This is a genomic window from Chromohalobacter sp. 296-RDG (assembly GCF_029889885.1).
Lineage (GTDB): Bacteria > Pseudomonadota > Gammaproteobacteria > Pseudomonadales > Halomonadaceae > Chromohalobacter.
On the sequence record NZ_JARANY010000004.1, the window covers coordinates 113,148 to 127,627 of the forward strand.

The 14,480-nt window shown below is 65.5% G+C and carries 14 protein-coding genes; 11 read left to right on the plus strand and 3 right to left on the minus strand.

Going from position 1 to position 14,480, the window contains the following annotated elements; genetic code table 11:
* Window positions 1–7: 7 nt before the first annotated feature.
* The 11 genes from OP495_RS03295 to OP495_RS03345 all read left to right on the plus strand — a co-directional run bounded on the left by OP495_RS03295 (window position 8) and on the right by OP495_RS03345 (window position 10,502).
* The gene (locus OP495_RS03295; RefSeq protein ID WP_280567191.1) at window positions 8–1,171 is read left to right on the plus strand and encodes a TauD/TfdA family dioxygenase; all 1,164 of its coding nucleotides are present in this window, start codon (window positions 8–10) and stop codon (window positions 1,169–1,171) included.
* Window positions 1,168–1,746: an HD domain-containing protein gene (locus OP495_RS03300; protein ID WP_280567193.1), complete on the plus strand. Its 579-nt coding sequence runs from the start codon at window positions 1,168–1,170 to the stop codon at window positions 1,744–1,746. Before OP495_RS03295 ends, OP495_RS03300 begins: the two co-directional genes overlap by 4 nt.
* On the plus strand, window positions 1,743–3,335 hold the full coding sequence (locus tag OP495_RS03305; protein WP_280567195.1) for a 5-guanidino-2-oxopentanoate decarboxylase: 1,593 nt from the start codon (window positions 1,743–1,745) through the stop codon (window positions 3,333–3,335). Before OP495_RS03300 ends, OP495_RS03305 begins: the two co-directional genes overlap by 4 nt.
* 26 nt (window positions 3,336–3,361) lie before the next feature.
* On the plus strand, window positions 3,362–4,294 hold the full coding sequence (locus OP495_RS03310) for an ABC transporter substrate-binding protein (protein WP_280567196.1): 933 nt from the start codon (window positions 3,362–3,364) through the stop codon (window positions 4,292–4,294).
* Window positions 4,295–4,337: 43 nt separating this feature from the next.
* Window positions 4,338–5,528, plus strand: a complete 1,191-nt coding sequence (locus OP495_RS03315; RefSeq protein WP_280567199.1) for a pyridoxal phosphate-dependent aminotransferase — start codon at window positions 4,338–4,340, stop codon at window positions 5,526–5,528.
* Between the two features lie 61 nt (window positions 5,529–5,589).
* A complete protein-coding gene (locus tag OP495_RS03320; RefSeq protein WP_280567201.1) occupies window positions 5,590–6,381 on the plus strand; it encodes an amino acid ABC transporter ATP-binding protein in 792 nt (263 codons plus the stop codon).
* A 76-nt stretch (window positions 6,382–6,457) separates the two neighbouring features.
* Entirely contained in the window at window positions 6,458–7,246 is a 789-nt protein-coding gene (locus OP495_RS03325; protein WP_280562684.1) for a transporter substrate-binding domain-containing protein, read from the plus strand.
* A gap of 69 nt (window positions 7,247–7,315) precedes the next feature.
* The gene (locus OP495_RS03330) at window positions 7,316–8,020 is read left to right on the plus strand and encodes an ABC transporter permease subunit (RefSeq protein ID WP_280562683.1); all 705 of its coding nucleotides are present in this window, start codon (window positions 7,316–7,318) and stop codon (window positions 8,018–8,020) included.
* A 38-nt stretch (window positions 8,021–8,058) separates the two neighbouring features.
* Window positions 8,059–8,790: an ABC transporter permease subunit gene (locus OP495_RS03335; protein ID WP_280567202.1), complete on the plus strand. Its 732-nt coding sequence runs from the start codon at window positions 8,059–8,061 to the stop codon at window positions 8,788–8,790.
* A 130-nt stretch (window positions 8,791–8,920) separates the two neighbouring features.
* Entirely contained in the window at window positions 8,921–9,892 is a 972-nt protein-coding gene (locus tag OP495_RS03340; RefSeq protein WP_280567206.1) for an XdhC family protein, read from the plus strand.
* The gene (locus OP495_RS03345; protein WP_280567209.1) at window positions 9,882–10,502 is read left to right on the plus strand and encodes a nucleotidyltransferase family protein; all 621 of its coding nucleotides are present in this window, start codon (window positions 9,882–9,884) and stop codon (window positions 10,500–10,502) included. The genes OP495_RS03340 and OP495_RS03345 overlap by 11 nt, the downstream gene beginning before the upstream one ends.
* A 12-nt stretch (window positions 10,503–10,514) precedes the next feature.
* Here the strand turns inward: OP495_RS03345 and OP495_RS03350 are convergent, their stop codons facing one another.
* From OP495_RS03350 to OP495_RS03360, 3 genes are read right to left on the minus strand one after another with little or no spacing between them, the layout of a single operon-like run.
* Entirely contained in the window at window positions 10,515–12,743 is a 2,229-nt protein-coding gene (locus OP495_RS03350) for a xanthine dehydrogenase family protein molybdopterin-binding subunit (RefSeq protein WP_280567212.1), read from the minus strand.
* Between the two features lie 23 nt (window positions 12,744–12,766).
* Window positions 12,767–13,753: a xanthine dehydrogenase family protein subunit M gene (locus tag OP495_RS03355; protein WP_280567214.1), complete on the minus strand. Its 987-nt coding sequence runs from the start codon at window positions 13,751–13,753 to the stop codon at window positions 12,767–12,769.
* Window positions 13,750–14,433, minus strand: coding sequence for a 2Fe-2S iron-sulfur cluster-binding protein (locus tag OP495_RS03360; protein WP_280567216.1), 684 nt, complete (start codon window positions 14,431–14,433; stop codon window positions 13,750–13,752). Before OP495_RS03360 ends, OP495_RS03355 begins: the two co-directional genes overlap by 4 nt.
* Between the last annotated feature and the right edge of the window lie 47 nt (window positions 14,434–14,480).

The following is a 14,480-nucleotide window of genomic DNA, read 5'->3' on the forward strand; positions in this document are numbered from 1 at the left end:
ATCGTTCATGTCCATTTCCGCCAACGTCGAACTCCAGGACGAAGGGCGACGTGTGATTCTGCGCGCCGCCGGCCAGCGGTGTGAATTCGCCGCCCTCTGGCTGCGTGAGCGAGCGCCGGATGCGGCCACGCTCGATACCCGCACCGGGCAGCGCTTGATTGAAGCCGCCCAACTGCCCCTGACCTTGCACGTCGAGTCGGCAAGCAGCGACGCGCAGACCCTGCACGTGCGCTTCAGCGATGGCCACGTCACCGCCTATGCGCTGGATGCCCTGCTCACCGACGCCGCGCCCGACAATGCCGACATGGCGCCCGAGCTCAGCTTATGGGACGCCGATCTCGAGACCCCGCCTCAAGCAAGCTTCGACGCAGCGCTCGAGGACGACGACGCCCTGCTGGCGATGCTCGAGGCCTTGCAGCGTTACGGCTTCGTCAAGGTAAGCGGCGTACCGTGCGAGGAAGACGGCATGCAGCCGTTGATCGACCGTATCGGCCCGCTGCGACGCACCAACTGGGGCGGCATCGCCGACGTCAAATCGGTGGCCAACGCCTATGATCTGACCATGACGCAACGCGGGCTCGAACCGCACACCGACAACCCCTATCGCGATCCGATTCCCGGCTACATCTGGCTGCACTGCCTGAGCAATGCCGCCGCTGGGGGCGATAGCACACTCACCGACGGTTTCATGGCGGCGCAGCGCCTCAAGGCCGAAGCGCCCGAGGATTTCGACTGCCTGACGCGCCTCTCGACGCAGTTTCGCTATACCGACGCCACCACCGACCTGGCGAGCGAGGGTCCGCTGATCGAGCTCGACAGTCACGGGCGACTGGCGCGCGTACGCTACTCCAACCGCACCGAGCGCATCACCGCCCACGACGCGGCCTTGCTGGAGCGCTACTACGCCGCGAGGCAGCACTTCTATCGCTTGATCACCGATGAGGCGTTGACCGTGCATCTCAAGCTCGGCCCCGGCGATATGCTGATCATGGACAACTACCGCCTACTACACGGGCGTACCGCTTACCAGCTCGAAGGCGGCGTGCGCCACCTGCGCCAGGGCTATGTCGATCGCGATAGCACCGCCAGCCGGCGTCGCGTACTCGCCGCTCAGCACGCCGACAGTGACAATGATGCCGCACCGCGATCCGTCCAGGGAGCCAACGCATGAACCAGGCGACGTTTACCCGCTTCGACGAGAGCACCCGCGACGACTGGGCACTGATCGACGCGCATTTCCAGCACTACCAGAACGATGCCAGCCGCCGCGTGCTCGAGCACCTGTTGCGCCTCAAGGGTGATCCCCACGGCTATCCCGTCGACCGTTACGAGCATTGCCTGCAGACCGCGACCCGCGCGCTGGAGGCGGGCGCCGACGAAGAAACCGTGGTCTGCGCCCTGCTTCACGACATCGGCGACGACCTGGCTCCCGCCAATCACGCGGAAATCGCCGCGGCAATCCTCGAACCCTTCATCGACCCGCTCAATGTGTGGATGATCCGGCACCACGAGCTGTTTCAGGGCTATCACTACCACGCCTTCTATGGCATGGATCCCCACGCCCGCGAGGCCTATCGCGAGCATCCCGCCTACGCACGCACTGTGCGCTTCTGCGACGAGTGGGATCAGTGCTCCTTCGACCCCGACTACCCCACACGGCCTCTCGAGGACTTCATCCCCATGGTCGAGCGTGTCATGTCGCAACCGCCATTCGGCGAAACCATAAGCGTCGAGGGCACGCCATGAGCAATTGCGCACAACGCTTGCTCGACCTGCTCGTCGCCCACGGTATCGATACCGTCTTCGGTATCCCCGGCGTACATACCGTCGAGTTGTATCGCGGTTTGCCCGACAGCGGCCTCGAGCACGTCACACCGCGCCACGAACAGGGCGCCGGCTTCATGGCCGACGGTTACGCCCGGGCGACCGGTAAACCGGCCGCCTGCTTCATCATCAGCGGGCCGGGCATGACCAATATCGCCACCGCCATGGGCCAGGCGCTGGCCGATTCGGTGCCAATGCTGGTGATTTCCAGCGTCAATCGCCGCGATACCTTGGGGCGCGGTCAAGGATGCCTTCATGAGCTTCCCGATCAGCAGCGCACCCTGGACGGCGTCAGCGTTTTCAGTCATACCCTGCATACGCCCGAGGCACTGCCCGAGGTGCTGGGGCGCGCATTCGCCATCTTCAAGAGCGCTCGCCCCGGCCCGGTACACATCGAGATTCCGCTGGATGTGATGCCGCAGGCTTGCCCGGCGCTCGAGCCCAAGATCACCGAGTTTTTCCCACCGGCGGCGCCGGATGCCGCACTGGCCTGGGCCGCCGACTGGCTGGCCGACGCCGAACGCCCTCTGGTGCTACTCGGGGGCGGCTGCGCGGCGGCCAGCGACGCCGTGCGCGCCCTCGTCGAACGCCTTGATGCACCCACCATGACCACCATCAACGCCAAGGGCATGCTGGGATGCGACCACCCGTTGGATCTCGGTGCCTGCGCGAGCCTGCCCGCCGGACGCGAACTCGCGCGCCACGCCGACGTGGTGCTGGCGCTGGGCACGGAACTCGGTGAGACCGACTACGACCTGACCTTCAACGGCGGCTTCCAGCTCGACGGACGGCTGATCCGCGTAGACATCGACACCCAGCAACTGGCGCGTAACCAAGCCGCCGACCTTGCCCTGCTCGCCGATGTCGGTGAAGTCGCCCAGGGACTGCTCACACGCTTGCCGACGCAGTCCTCTCGCGGCGGCGCCGGGCGCGTCTCACACACCAGGACGGCACTCGCGCTGCGTGACGCCGAGGACGTCGCGCCCTACGCCGCTTTTCTCGACACGCTGCGCGAGGCGTTGCCCGACGCCACCATCGTTGGCGACTCCACGGGGCCGGTGTATGCCGGCAACTTCATCGCCGAGATGCCTGCGCCACGCCGTTGGTTCAACGCCGCCACTGGCTACGGCACGCTGGGTTACGGATTGCCCGCCGCCTTGGGTGCAGCACTGGGCGTGCCCGAGCGGCCGGTGATCGCACTGGTCGGCGACGGCGGGCTCATGTTCACCCTCGGTGAAATCGCCACCGCGCGCGAGACCGGCGTGCCCATGGCGATCGTGATCTGGAATAACGCGGGGTATGGCGAGATCCGCCGCTACATGGACGCCCAGGACGTGCCACGTCTAGGTGTTGATCTTGCCGCACCGGATTTCGTGACACTGGCCCGCTCGATGGACTGCCACGGCGTGCGCGTGTCGACGCGTGCCGCGCTGCACCAGGCACTGCAGGCTTCGCGCCAGGCGCCGGGGCCGACCCTGATCGACGTCGAGGCCGACAGCTGGTCCGCTTGAATTCATCGTATTTAACAGGAGAGATCATGCGACGCACCACCACGCGGCTGCTGGCCGCCCTTGCCCTACTACCTCTGGCAGCCCACGCCACCGACGAGGCTACCCAGGTCTCCTTCGTCGCTCCGCCGTGGCCCGGCGTCACGGTCAAGACCGAAATCATGGCACAGATCCTCGCCCCGCTGGGCTATACCAACGAACGCCAGGAGCTCAGCAGCACGGTGGGCTACAAGACCTTGCAGACCGGCGACAGCGACGTTTTTCTCGCCGGCTGGCTTCCCGCCCAGCAGGACAGCTACGACGCCGCGATGGACGATGGCACCATCATCGATCTGGGCAATAACGTCACCGGCGCGCGCATGGGCTTCGCGGTGCCCGATTATGTGTATGAGGCCGGCGTGACCAGCGCCGAGCAGCTCGACGATCCCGAGAACCGCGAACGTTTCGAGGGCCGCTACTATTCCATCGAGTCCGGCTCGACGGTCAGCGACTTCATCCACGACGCCAAGCGTAACGACACCTACGGCCTGGGCGACTGGGAACTGCTGGAGTCCTCGACGCCGGGGATGCTCAGCGCGGTGCGCAGCGCCTACGACGAAAAGCGTTGGATCGCCTTCTACGGCTGGACGCCGCACTGGATGGTGCCGGAATTCGACATGCATATCCTCGACGACCCTGAAGGCATCTATGGCGATAACCAGGGCCGCAGCGACGTGCGCACCATCGTCGCCAAGCCCTTCAGCGAGGCCAACCCCAACCTCATGCGTTTGCTCGATCAATTCGTGCTCAGCGCCAAGCAACAAAGCGATTTCATCCGCGAGTACGGTCTGAAAGAGCGCGAGCTCGAGGCGGTAGCCCACGAGTGGTTGCAAAACCATCCCGACGAGCTGGCCGAGTTCCTCGACGGCGTGACCACGCGTGACGGTGAGCCCGGCCTGGCAGCGGTCAAGGCCAGCTTGTAACGCACGGCGTGTAACGCACCGACGACGCTAACGAGGAACCTGCATGCACTATTCCCGACTGACCCAGCGCATCGCCGGCGAGGGCGCCGCCGCCTGGGATATCCACTACCGCGCCCTGGCGCGGCAGGCCGAGGGCGAGGACGTGATCATCCTCTCGGTGGGCGATCCGGATTTCGCCACGCCGACCCCCATCGTCGACAGCGCGGTCGATAGCTTGCGTGCCGGCGCCACGCACTATGCCGATGTACAGGGCAAGACGCGGCTACGCGAACTGATCGCCCACCATCACCGTCAGACCGGCGGTGCACCAGCGACCCATGCCGACAACGTGGCGGTGCTGGCCGGCGCCCAGTGCGGCCTGTATGCCGTGGCGCAGTGCGTGCTCGATCCCGGCGACGAAGTGATCGTGCCCGAGCCGATGTACGTCACCTACGAAGCGGCCCTGCAAGCCGCCGGCGCGACCCTGGTGCGCGTACCGCTGCGCGCGGAAAACGACTTCCAGCCCGATCCGGCCGACTTCGCCGCCGCCGTGACGCCGCGCACCCGGGCGCTGCTGCTCAACAGCCCGCACAACCCCACCGGCCAGGTGTTCACGCGGGCGCACTGGGAGGCGCTGGCCACGCTGTGTCGCGAGCACGACCTGTGGCTGCTTTCCGATGCGGTCTACGCCGAGCTGGTCCACGACGGCGAACCGTTCTCGCCGGACAGCCTGTCCGGCATGAGTGAGCGCACTGCCATCATCAATAGCCTCTCCAAGTCGCATGCGATGACCGGCTGGCGACTGGGCTGGGTAGTCGGCCCCGAGCCCCTGATCCAGCACCTGAGCCACCTGGCGCTATGCATGCTCTACGGCTGTCCCGATTTCATTCAGGACGCCGCCTGTGAGGCGCTGGCTAATCCGCCTGCAGCGCTCGCCGAGATGCGTCATGCCTACCGGACACGCCGCGATACCGTGCTCGAGGCGCTCGCCGACAGCCCGAATGTCGAGGCGCTGTGCCCGGCAGCCGGCATGTTCATGATGATCGATATCCGCCGCACCGGGCTTTCCGCGCAGGCCTTCGCCGACCGTCTGCTCGACGAGCAGGGCGTCTCGGCACTCGCCGGCGACGCCTTCGGGCCCTCGGCGGCGGGCTTCGTGCGCTTGAGCCTGACGGTGGACGCCGAACGCCTGCGTGAGGCATGCCGGCGCCTGGCGCGTTGCGCCGATGAATGTCGAGCGACCGCCCAAGCATGACCCACGCGCGACCCCGGAGAATTCGCCGGGTCGCGATCTTTTCACCCACTGCAGGAGGGGTATGGCTAATCACAAAAATCTGGCCATCGAGGCCCGTCACCTGGTCAAGCGCTACGCCGAGCTGGAGGTCCTCAAGGACGTCTCCCTCGATGTGCATGAAGGCCACGTGGTCTCGATCATCGGCTCCAGTGGCTCCGGCAAGAGCACCTTGCTGCGCTGCATGAACCTCCTCGAAACGCCTGACAGCGGCGACCTGACCATCGCCGGCGAGTCGCTAAACTTTTCCCAGGACACTCGCCATAGCGCCTCCCAAGGCAGTCGAACCGGCATCAAGCGCCGTCAACTGCAACGCCTGCGTACCCAGGTCAGCATGGTCTTTCAGCAATTCAATCTATGGCCGCATCTGAGCGTGCTCGGCAATGTCATCGAAGCCCCCGTGCGCGTGCGTGGCCTGTCCAAACGCGAGGCCGTGACGCTGGGTGAGCATTACCTGGAGCGGGTCGGCATGGCCGATAAGCGCGACCAATATCCCGCCTATCTTTCCGGCGGTCAGCAACAGCGCGTCGCCATCGCCCGGGCCCTGGCCATGGAGCCGCGAGTATTGCTGTTCGACGAACCCACCTCGGCCCTCGACCCGGAACTCGTCAACGAGGTACTCGGCGTCATCCACGGTCTCGCCGAGGAGGGCCGCACCATGCTGCTGGTCACCCACGAAATGGGCTTCGCCCGCGACGTCTCTCACCAGGTGGCCTTCCTGCACCAGGGCTGCGTCGAGGAAATCGGCACCCCGGCACATGTTTTCGAAACCGCGACCAGCGAGCGCTGCCGTCAGTTCGTCTCGAGCGTGGCCTGAGCCTTTCACGTGGCGCCGCCAGCGGTGCCATATCATCCCGGGCCCTCACGGCCCGACACAACAACGATGGGGAACCATGATGATCAAGCAACTGACAGCGACCCTGATGCAGACAGCGGGCCTCGTCCTGCTGGCGCTGAGCGCGACCTCGGCGATGGCGGACGAGCCGCTCAAGATCGGCATCTCCGCGGAGCCCTACCCACCGTTCACCTACAAGGACGCCAACGGCAGCTGGACCGGCTTCGAAGTCGAGCTGGGCCAGGCACTCTGTGAGGAGATGAACGCCGCGTGCGACATCACGCCGACCGGATGGGGTGGGATTTTCCCGGCGCTCAAAAGCGGCAAGATCGATATGATCATGAACTCGCTATCGATCACTGAGAAACGCAAGCGCGTCATTGCCTTCAGCGACCCGTACTATTTCACGCCTTCGGCGTACGTCACCGCCAAGACCAACGACATGCAAATTCCCGACGATCTCGACGGCAAGATTCTCGGCGTTCAAGGGTCGACCACGAATGCCACCTTCGCGCGCCGCTCGCTGGCCGATACCGGGGTCGAGCTCAAGGTCTACGACCAGCAGGAACAGGCCAACCGCGACCTGCTCGCCGGACGTGTCGATGCCATCCTTGCCGACAAGATCGCCATGACGGAATTCGTCGAGCGCGACGCTGCCCAGGACTTCGAGATCCGTGCCACCGCGCCGCGTGACGATGCCTTCGGCGACGGCGTGGGCATTGGTCTGCGCCAGGACGACGACGCCCTGCGCGACAAGCTCAACGCCGCGATCGCCAGCGTGCTCGACAACGGCCGCTGCGCCGAGCTCTCCCAGCAGTACTTCGGTACCGACATCTGCGGCGGTTGATCCGCCTCGCGATCCGCCGGTCGGGCCCTGCTCGGCCGGTCCCGTTTCCGACACTGCGAGACTTCGACCATGCCAAGCGATCATAGCAATAGCCTGCTGGAATGGCTCGGCCCGATCCTGCAAGGCGCCCTGGTGACACTGGAAATCGCCTTGCTGGCCTATGCCATCGGGCTCGTCCTGGGGCTACTCGGGGCCACGGCACGCCTCAGCCCCTGGCGCCCCCTGCGCGGCCTGGGTACGGCGTATTCCACGCTGGTCCGCGCCATTCCCGAATTACTGTTGATCATCCTGCTGTATTACGCCGGCAGCCAGGCGCTCAATGCCCTGCTCGCCAAACTCGGCGGCGACATGCACATCGAGATCAGCGGTTTCGTCACTGCCGTGGGCGTGCTCGCCTTCGTTCAGGGCGCCTACATGACCGAGGTCTTCCGTGGCGCCATCCAGGCGATCCCCAAGGGACAACTGGAAGCCGCCGACGCCTATGGCTTTTCGCGCCCGACACGCTTTTACCGCATCGTGCTGCCCGGCATGCTGCCCAACGCCCTGCCCGGGATGTCCAACCTGTGGCTGATCCTGGTCAAGGACACCGCATTGATCAGCGTGATCGGCTTCGAGGAGTTGTTCTTCACCGCCCAACAAGCGGCCGCCAGCACTCGCGACTATGCCCTGTTCTACGCCCTCGCTGGCGCGCTCTATCTGGTCATGACGCTGGGCTCCAACGCCTTGTTCGCCCGCGCGGAGCGTCACGTCCGCCGCGGCCAGCCCAGCGCCTAGTCGACATCGACTAGCTCGCATCGAGGAGTATCCCTGCCATGGACTTTTCCTGGCTGAGCGATCCGTTCTATCAAAAAGCCCTCTGGACTGGCTTCGTCAATACCCTGTGGCTGGTCGCCGTCTCGGCCGTCTGCGGTTTCGCGCTGGCAGTGACCTTCGCCATGATCCGCCTGCGCGGCCCACGCCCGTTGGCCATGCTGGTCACCGGACTGACCACGGTAGTACGCGGCACGCCGTTGCTCGTGCAGTTGTTCTTTTTCTACGACGGCGTGGGACGCTTGCTGCCGGAGATCCCCGGCCTGCAGGAGAGCCTGATCTGGCCGCTGCTGCGCGATCCGTTCTTCTACGGCACGCTGACCTTCACGCTGAGCGTCGGCGCCTACACGGGCGAGGTCCTGCGCGGAGCGCTATTGAGCGTACCCGAGGGCGAGCTCGCCGCCGGCCGCGCCTTCGGCCTGAGCCCTTGGCAGATTCTCTATCGGCTGTGGCTGCCGCGCGCCATCCAGATGTGCCTGCCCACGCTGACCGGCGAGCTGATCCTGCTGCTCAAGTCGGTGCCCCTGGTCTCGACCATCGCGCTGATGGATCTGCTCAAAGCCGCCAACATGGTGCGCGACGAAACCTTCCTGGTATACGAGCCACTCCTGCTCATCGCTGGCATCTACCTGGCCCTGACTCTGGTGCTCACCAGCGTGATGCGCCTCATCGAGCAGCGTTTTCCAGGCGCTCGTCCCGCCACTCCCAAGCGCCGACGCCTGTTGCCCGGCTAGCCGGCGCGCGTACGCCGAGGTGTTACAATGAGCGCCACGCAGGCAAGCGCCTGCCAAGGGAACATCGTACGGCCAGTTCATCGGAGCCGCACGACGTTCGACGTTCATTGATCGATTGGACGCCTCGAGCATGCAGCACTTGGATTTGCAGGTCATCGAGCGAGCGCTCGACTGGGCCCGCGACGGTGAAACGGTATGGTTGTGCACGGTGCTGGCGACGTTCGGCTCGTCGCCCCGCGAGCCCGGTTCATTGTTCGTCGCACGCGGGGATGGCCGCCATGAAGGTTCCTTGTCGGGCGGATGTATCGAGGAGGACTTTCTCGAGCGCCTGACACAGGGCGCCTTCGAGTCGCCGGTCACCACGCTACGTTACGGTGATGGTCACGCCGAGGGGCCGACAGTCACCCTGCCCTGCGACGGCATTCTCGACGTCATGATCGAGCGCCTGCCGCCAACCCCCGAGCAGCTCGCCCATCTCGACGCCTTGTACGACGTCCTGCGTGGGCAGCGCCCGGCTATTCGCCAGGTCGATACCGCTACCGGGCTAGCGACACTTGCCGATGACGACAGCGAAGGTCCCCGAGTGACGCTAGATGAGCACCAAGCCCGGGTGCGCTTGGGACCGGTGGCACGCTTGATCGTGGCCGGCCTCTCGCCGGTCTCGATCGCTTGCGCCGAGTTCGCGCGCTCGCTGGGCTTCGAGGTCATCGTCTGCGACCCGCGTGAGGACGCCTGGCGGGATGTCGCGATACCGGGCGTCCAGACGCAGGTCACGCTGCCGTCCTCGTTCATCGCCTCGGGGGGATGTCATGCGGCGACGGCCGTGGTCGCCCTGACCCACGACCCACGCCTCGACGACCTGACGATGATCGAGGCCGTGCGTACGTCGGCGTTTTATATCGGCGTCATGGGCTCGCGGCGCACCTCCACGGCGCGCGCCGAACGCTTGCAGCGCACCGGTGGGCTCAGTGAGGCCGATATCGAGCGCCTGCACATGCCCGTCGGCCTGGCGCTGGGGAGCAAGACGCCCGCCGAGATCGCACTGGCGGTGATGGCCGATATCGTGCGTGTGCGGCGCGGCAAGGCACGCGATGCACTCTGAACGGGTGGTCGCCGTGATCATGGCCGCCGGCGGGTCGCGGCGTTTCGGGGAGGAGGACAAACGCCGCGCGAGCGGACCTTGGGAAGGTACGCTGCTCGGCGCCTCGTTGGCCAAGGCGCGCGAAGCGTTTGCATGCCATCGCGTGGTACTGCGTACCGGGGACGACCCCGCGCGCCTCGGACTTGCCGACGACACGCCGCTGATTCGTGCGACACGCGCCGAGCACGGCCTGGGCGCCAGCCTGGCCGAAGCCTTCGCGGCGCTCTCGCAGGACCCGTCACTCGCTGACGTTCAGGCAGCGGCGATCCTGCTCGGCGACATGCCTACCATCCGGCGCGATACCCTGCTTCACCTGCAGCGTCTCGCCGATGCCGAACACATCCTACGCCCCTGCCACGCCGGTCGTCCCGGCCACCCGGTACTGTTTGGGCGCGCGTTCTGGGCGGCACTCACATGCCTGGACGGCGACGCTGGAGCACGGCGGCTGATCCGCCAGCACCCCGAGCGCTACCGGGAATTCGAGGTCGATGACCCCGGCATCCTCCTGGATATCGACACGCCAGCGGACCTGAAGCGCATCACGCCGCCGGACGGTGACGCGACACGCTGACGTCGGCGACCCTCACGCACTTTGCGCCTGGGGCACGTCGTCCATCAGCTTATCGAGGGTGATGGGCAGCTCGCGAATGCGCTTGCCGGTGGCATGGTGCACCGCATTGCCGATGGCGGCGGCCAACCCAGTGACGCCGATCTCGCCGATACCGCGCGCGCCGTATTCATTGAACGCCAGATCGGGATAATCGAGCAGAATGACGTCGATCTCCGGCTGGTCGGCATGCACCGGCACCACGTACTCGGCGTAGTCGTTGTTCACGGGGCGGCCGTTGCGCTCGTCGTACTCGGTGGCTTCGAAAAGCCCCATGCCGATACCCATCACGACCGCGCCCTCGACCTGGTTGCGTGCGGTGGTCGCGTTGATCACTTTGCCCACGTCGATGGCGCTGACCACTCGCGATACACGCAGATGGGAGATGCCCGGATCCCAGCGTACCTCGACGAAATGGGCACCGAAGGAGCGGTAGGAGTATTTCGAGTCGGCGGCCTCGGTATGCGCTTCGCCATCGGCACTACCGTAACGCGCAGCGTCGAGCACCTCGGCGAAACTCGCCTGCTTGCCGTCATAACGCAGGCCACCATCGGCCACGCTCAGATCGTCCGCACTGGCCTCGGCGAAGATACCATTGCCACCAGTGGCATAGCGCTTGAGCTCGTCAAGCGCATTGCGCGCCGCACCGGCGATGGCCGGAAGCGTCGTTGCCGTGGCCCAGGAGCCGCCGGAAATAGGGCCATCAGGATAGGAGGAGTCCCCCAGCTTGACGGTGATCCGATCCAACGGCACACCGGTCACGTCGCTCACCGCCTGGGCGACGATGGTGTAGGTGCCGGTGCCGATATCCTGGGTCGCACAGGAAGCGAAGACGGTGCCATCGGCACGCAGCGACACGCGTGCATCGCAGGGCCGCTTCAGCGCTTCCCAGTTGCAGGCTGCCATGCCGTAACCGACGACCTCGCGTCCCTCGCGCATGCTACCGATCTCGGGGGTGCGGTCATGCCACCCGAAACGCTCGGCGGCCTGCTGCGTTGCTTCGATGATGTGATTGCTGGAGAAGTCGAGATCCTGGCTCTCGTCGCGCTCAGCGTAGTTATCGAGGCGAAACTGCACCGGATCGACACCCGCCGCCAGTGCCATCTCGTCGATGGCGGATTCCAGCGCGAATAGCCCCGGCGCCGCACCCGGTGCACGCATCGAGGTCGGCGTGCCGCGATTCACTTGCGTCGTGGCATGGCTCACCGTCAGATCGGGGCAACTGTAGAGGCTCTTGGTCACGCTGCCGCAGGTTTCCACGTACTGATCGGTGAACGAGGTCGTGTTGATGGCCTCATGACGCAGCGACACCAGTTTGCCGTTGCCGTCGGTCGCCAAACGCATGCGCTGGCGGGTTTCAGGACGGTGCCCGGTGGTGGTGAACATCTGCTGACGCGGCACGACGAGCTGCACCGGGCGGCCCAGCTCACGCGAAACCGCCGCCGTGGCCACCGCATGCGGCCAGGTCCACAACTTGCTGCCGAAGCCCGAGCCGATGTAGGGCGCGTGCACGGTGATGCGCTCGGGTGCAATGGCGAAAATCTTGGACAGCGCATTGCGCTCGACCACGACCCCTTGCGACGCGTCATGAATGGTCAGGTCACCCTGCGCATCCCAGTACGCCACGGAGGCATGCATTTCCATCGGGTTATGGGTTTCCACCGGCGTGTGGTAAGTGACGTCGATGGTCGTGTCGGCGGCATCGAAGGTTGCGGCGGCATCGCCACGCGAATGACCGCCACCCGCCTGCGTGCCGTTGTCCTCGAGACCCTGGGCGAGGTTGGCGACGGCCGATTCGCCAGCGTATTCCACCTTGACGTGTCGCGCGGCGGCACGCGCGTTCTCGAAACTGTCGGCAACCACCAGCGCCACGAACTGGCCCTCGTAGTAAACGCGCTCATCCTCGAACGGCAGCCGTGTTTCCTCCACCTTGTTGCCCTGCACGAAGCTCGACGGCGTGCGGTACAGCGAAGGGAAGTGGCCGTGGTGGAAAATATCGATGACACCCGGCATCCGCTTCGCCTCATCGACATCCAGCCGCGTCACCTTGCCCTTGGCGATGGTACTGAAGACGCCATAGCCGTATGCCATGTTGGCCGGCAAGTTGTCAGCGGCGTAGTTGGCGCGCCCCGCGAGTTTATCGGGACCGTCGATGCGCGGCACGCCCGCGCCGATAATGGGATCTTTCGTATCCGTGTCGCTCATGTTCCATTCTCCTCGCGGGCGATTCAGGCGGCAGTCAGATCGGTGAGATTACGTACGATGGCCTGCTGGCCGAGCGGAATCTTGTAGCCGTTCTGGGCGTAGGCGACGGCGTTCTCGAAGGCGCGCTTGGCCGCGTCCGCGAACAGCGTCTCACTGGCGGTCTTGCCCTTGAGCGCCGCTTCCACTTCCGGCGCACGCCACGGCTTGGTGCCGACACCGCCCATGGCTACTCGTGCCTCGCGAATGGTGTTGCCGTCCATGCGCACGATCACCGCACTGGAGGCCAGCGCGAACTGATACGACTGACGGTCGCGCAGCTTGAGATAGGCAGACCGGCTGCCCTCGAGCGGCGCGTCCAGCGTCACGTGGGTGATCAACTCGCCCGCTTCCAACGCATGCTCGCGTGCCGGCGTGTCACCGGGCAGCAGGTGAAAGTCGGCGAAGTCGATCTCGCGCCGGCCTTCCGGCCCCTGTACCTCGACGGTAGCCCCGATGGCGGCCATCGCCACGCACATATCCGAGGGATGCGTCGCAATGCAGTTGTCGCTGGTGCCGAGCACCGCGTGGACGCTGCGGTTGACGCCGCCGATGGCCGCGCAGCCGCTGCCCGGCTCGCGCTTGTTGCAGGCGGACACGCCATCGCGGAAATACGGGCAACGCACGCGCTGCATCACGTTGCCACCAGTGGTCGCCTTGTTGCGCAGCTGCGTCGAAGCGCCGGCCAGCAATGCCTGGGAAAGTACGGCATAGTCGTCGACCACGCGCTCATCACGGGCCAGCGCCGTGTTGGTCACCATCGCGCCGATACGTAGCCGGCCGTCGTCGAGGCGTTCGATGGTATCGAGATCGACACCGTTGATATCGACCACCTTCTGCGGCTGCATGACATCGAGCTTGACCAGATCGAGCAGCGTGGTACCCCCCGCCAGGAAGGCGGAGTCGCGTTCGCTGCCATGCGCCGCCACCGCTTGCTGCGCGCTTTCGGCGCGGGCGTAATCGAAATGTCTCATGCATTGCCCCCTTGCATTGCACCGCGAGCGGACTGAATGGCCGCAACGATGTTCTTGTAGGCGCCACAACGACAGATATTGCCGCTCATCGCCTCGCGCACGTCGGCGTCACGGGTGCCGATGTCGTCATCCTGCAGGATCGCCAGCGCGCTCATCATCTGACCCGCCGTGCAGTAACCGCACTGATAGGCATCATGCTCGAGAAACGCCTGCTGCAACGGATGCTGCTGGCCGTTCTTCTCTAGCCCTTCGACGGTGGTGATCTCGTCGCCGTCGTGAGTCACGGCAAGACTCAAACAGGAATTGATGGACGTGCCATTGACAAGGATCGTGCAGGCACCGCACTGGCCGTGGTCGCAGCCCTTCTTGGTGCCGGTCAATTGCAGGGCGTGGCGCAGCGCATCGAGCAGGATCACGTTGGGCGTGACATCAAGCTGTTCGCGCCGGCCGTTGACGGTCAGCGTGATGCGGCGCTGGCCTTCGGCGGGGGGTGTTTCGGCTTGCGTATCCGGATCATCCGGCGAGCCGGCATAGCTCACCGACGACAACGCCGGCGCAGCCGCTACCGCAAGCCCGGAGGCACCGGCCGATTTTAGAAAGCGTCGCCGCGACGGCGATGCGGGGTGTCGCTGGGGATCAAAATACGAAACCTCAGTCTTGAGGCGCTCACGGTCATCCATGTCTTATCCTCGCCATTCACCAGTCAGGGCTGGCATCGTTCTTGAGC

What these genes read in the sequence shown, in the direction of transcription:
- OP495_RS03320 (WP_280567201.1), top strand. Translation starts at nt 5,590, where the DNA reads ATGGCTAATCACAAAAATCTGGCCATCGAGGCCCGTCACCTGGTCAAG.
- OP495_RS03295 (WP_280567191.1), top strand. Translation starts at nt 8, where the DNA reads ATGTCCATTTCCGCCAACGTCGAACTCCAGGACGAAGGGCGACGTGTG.
- OP495_RS03335 (WP_280567202.1), top strand. Translation starts at nt 8,059, where the DNA reads ATGGACTTTTCCTGGCTGAGCGATCCGTTCTATCAAAAAGCCCTCTGG.
- OP495_RS03345 (WP_280567209.1), top strand. Translation starts at nt 9,882, where the DNA reads ATGCACTCTGAACGGGTGGTCGCCGTGATCATGGCCGCCGGCGGGTCG.
- OP495_RS03325 (WP_280562684.1), top strand. Translation starts at nt 6,458, where the DNA reads ATGATGATCAAGCAACTGACAGCGACCCTGATGCAGACAGCGGGCCTC.
- OP495_RS03330 (WP_280562683.1), top strand. Translation starts at nt 7,316, where the DNA reads ATGCCAAGCGATCATAGCAATAGCCTGCTGGAATGGCTCGGCCCGATC.
- OP495_RS03360 (WP_280567216.1), bottom strand. Translation starts at nt 14,433, where the DNA reads ATGGATGACCGTGAGCGCCTCAAGACTGAGGTTTCGTATTTTGATCCC.
- OP495_RS03310 (WP_280567196.1), top strand. Translation starts at nt 3,362, where the DNA reads ATGCGACGCACCACCACGCGGCTGCTGGCCGCCCTTGCCCTACTACCT.
- OP495_RS03340 (WP_280567206.1), top strand. Translation starts at nt 8,921, where the DNA reads ATGCAGCACTTGGATTTGCAGGTCATCGAGCGAGCGCTCGACTGGGCC.
- OP495_RS03305 (WP_280567195.1), top strand. Translation starts at nt 1,743, where the DNA reads ATGAGCAATTGCGCACAACGCTTGCTCGACCTGCTCGTCGCCCACGGT.
- OP495_RS03315 (WP_280567199.1), top strand. Translation starts at nt 4,338, where the DNA reads ATGCACTATTCCCGACTGACCCAGCGCATCGCCGGCGAGGGCGCCGCC.
- OP495_RS03300 (WP_280567193.1), top strand. Translation starts at nt 1,168, where the DNA reads ATGAACCAGGCGACGTTTACCCGCTTCGACGAGAGCACCCGCGACGAC.
- OP495_RS03355 (WP_280567214.1), bottom strand. Translation starts at nt 13,753, where the DNA reads ATGAGACATTTCGATTACGCCCGCGCCGAAAGCGCGCAGCAAGCGGTG.
- OP495_RS03350 (WP_280567212.1), bottom strand. Translation starts at nt 12,743, where the DNA reads ATGAGCGACACGGATACGAAAGATCCCATTATCGGCGCGGGCGTGCCG.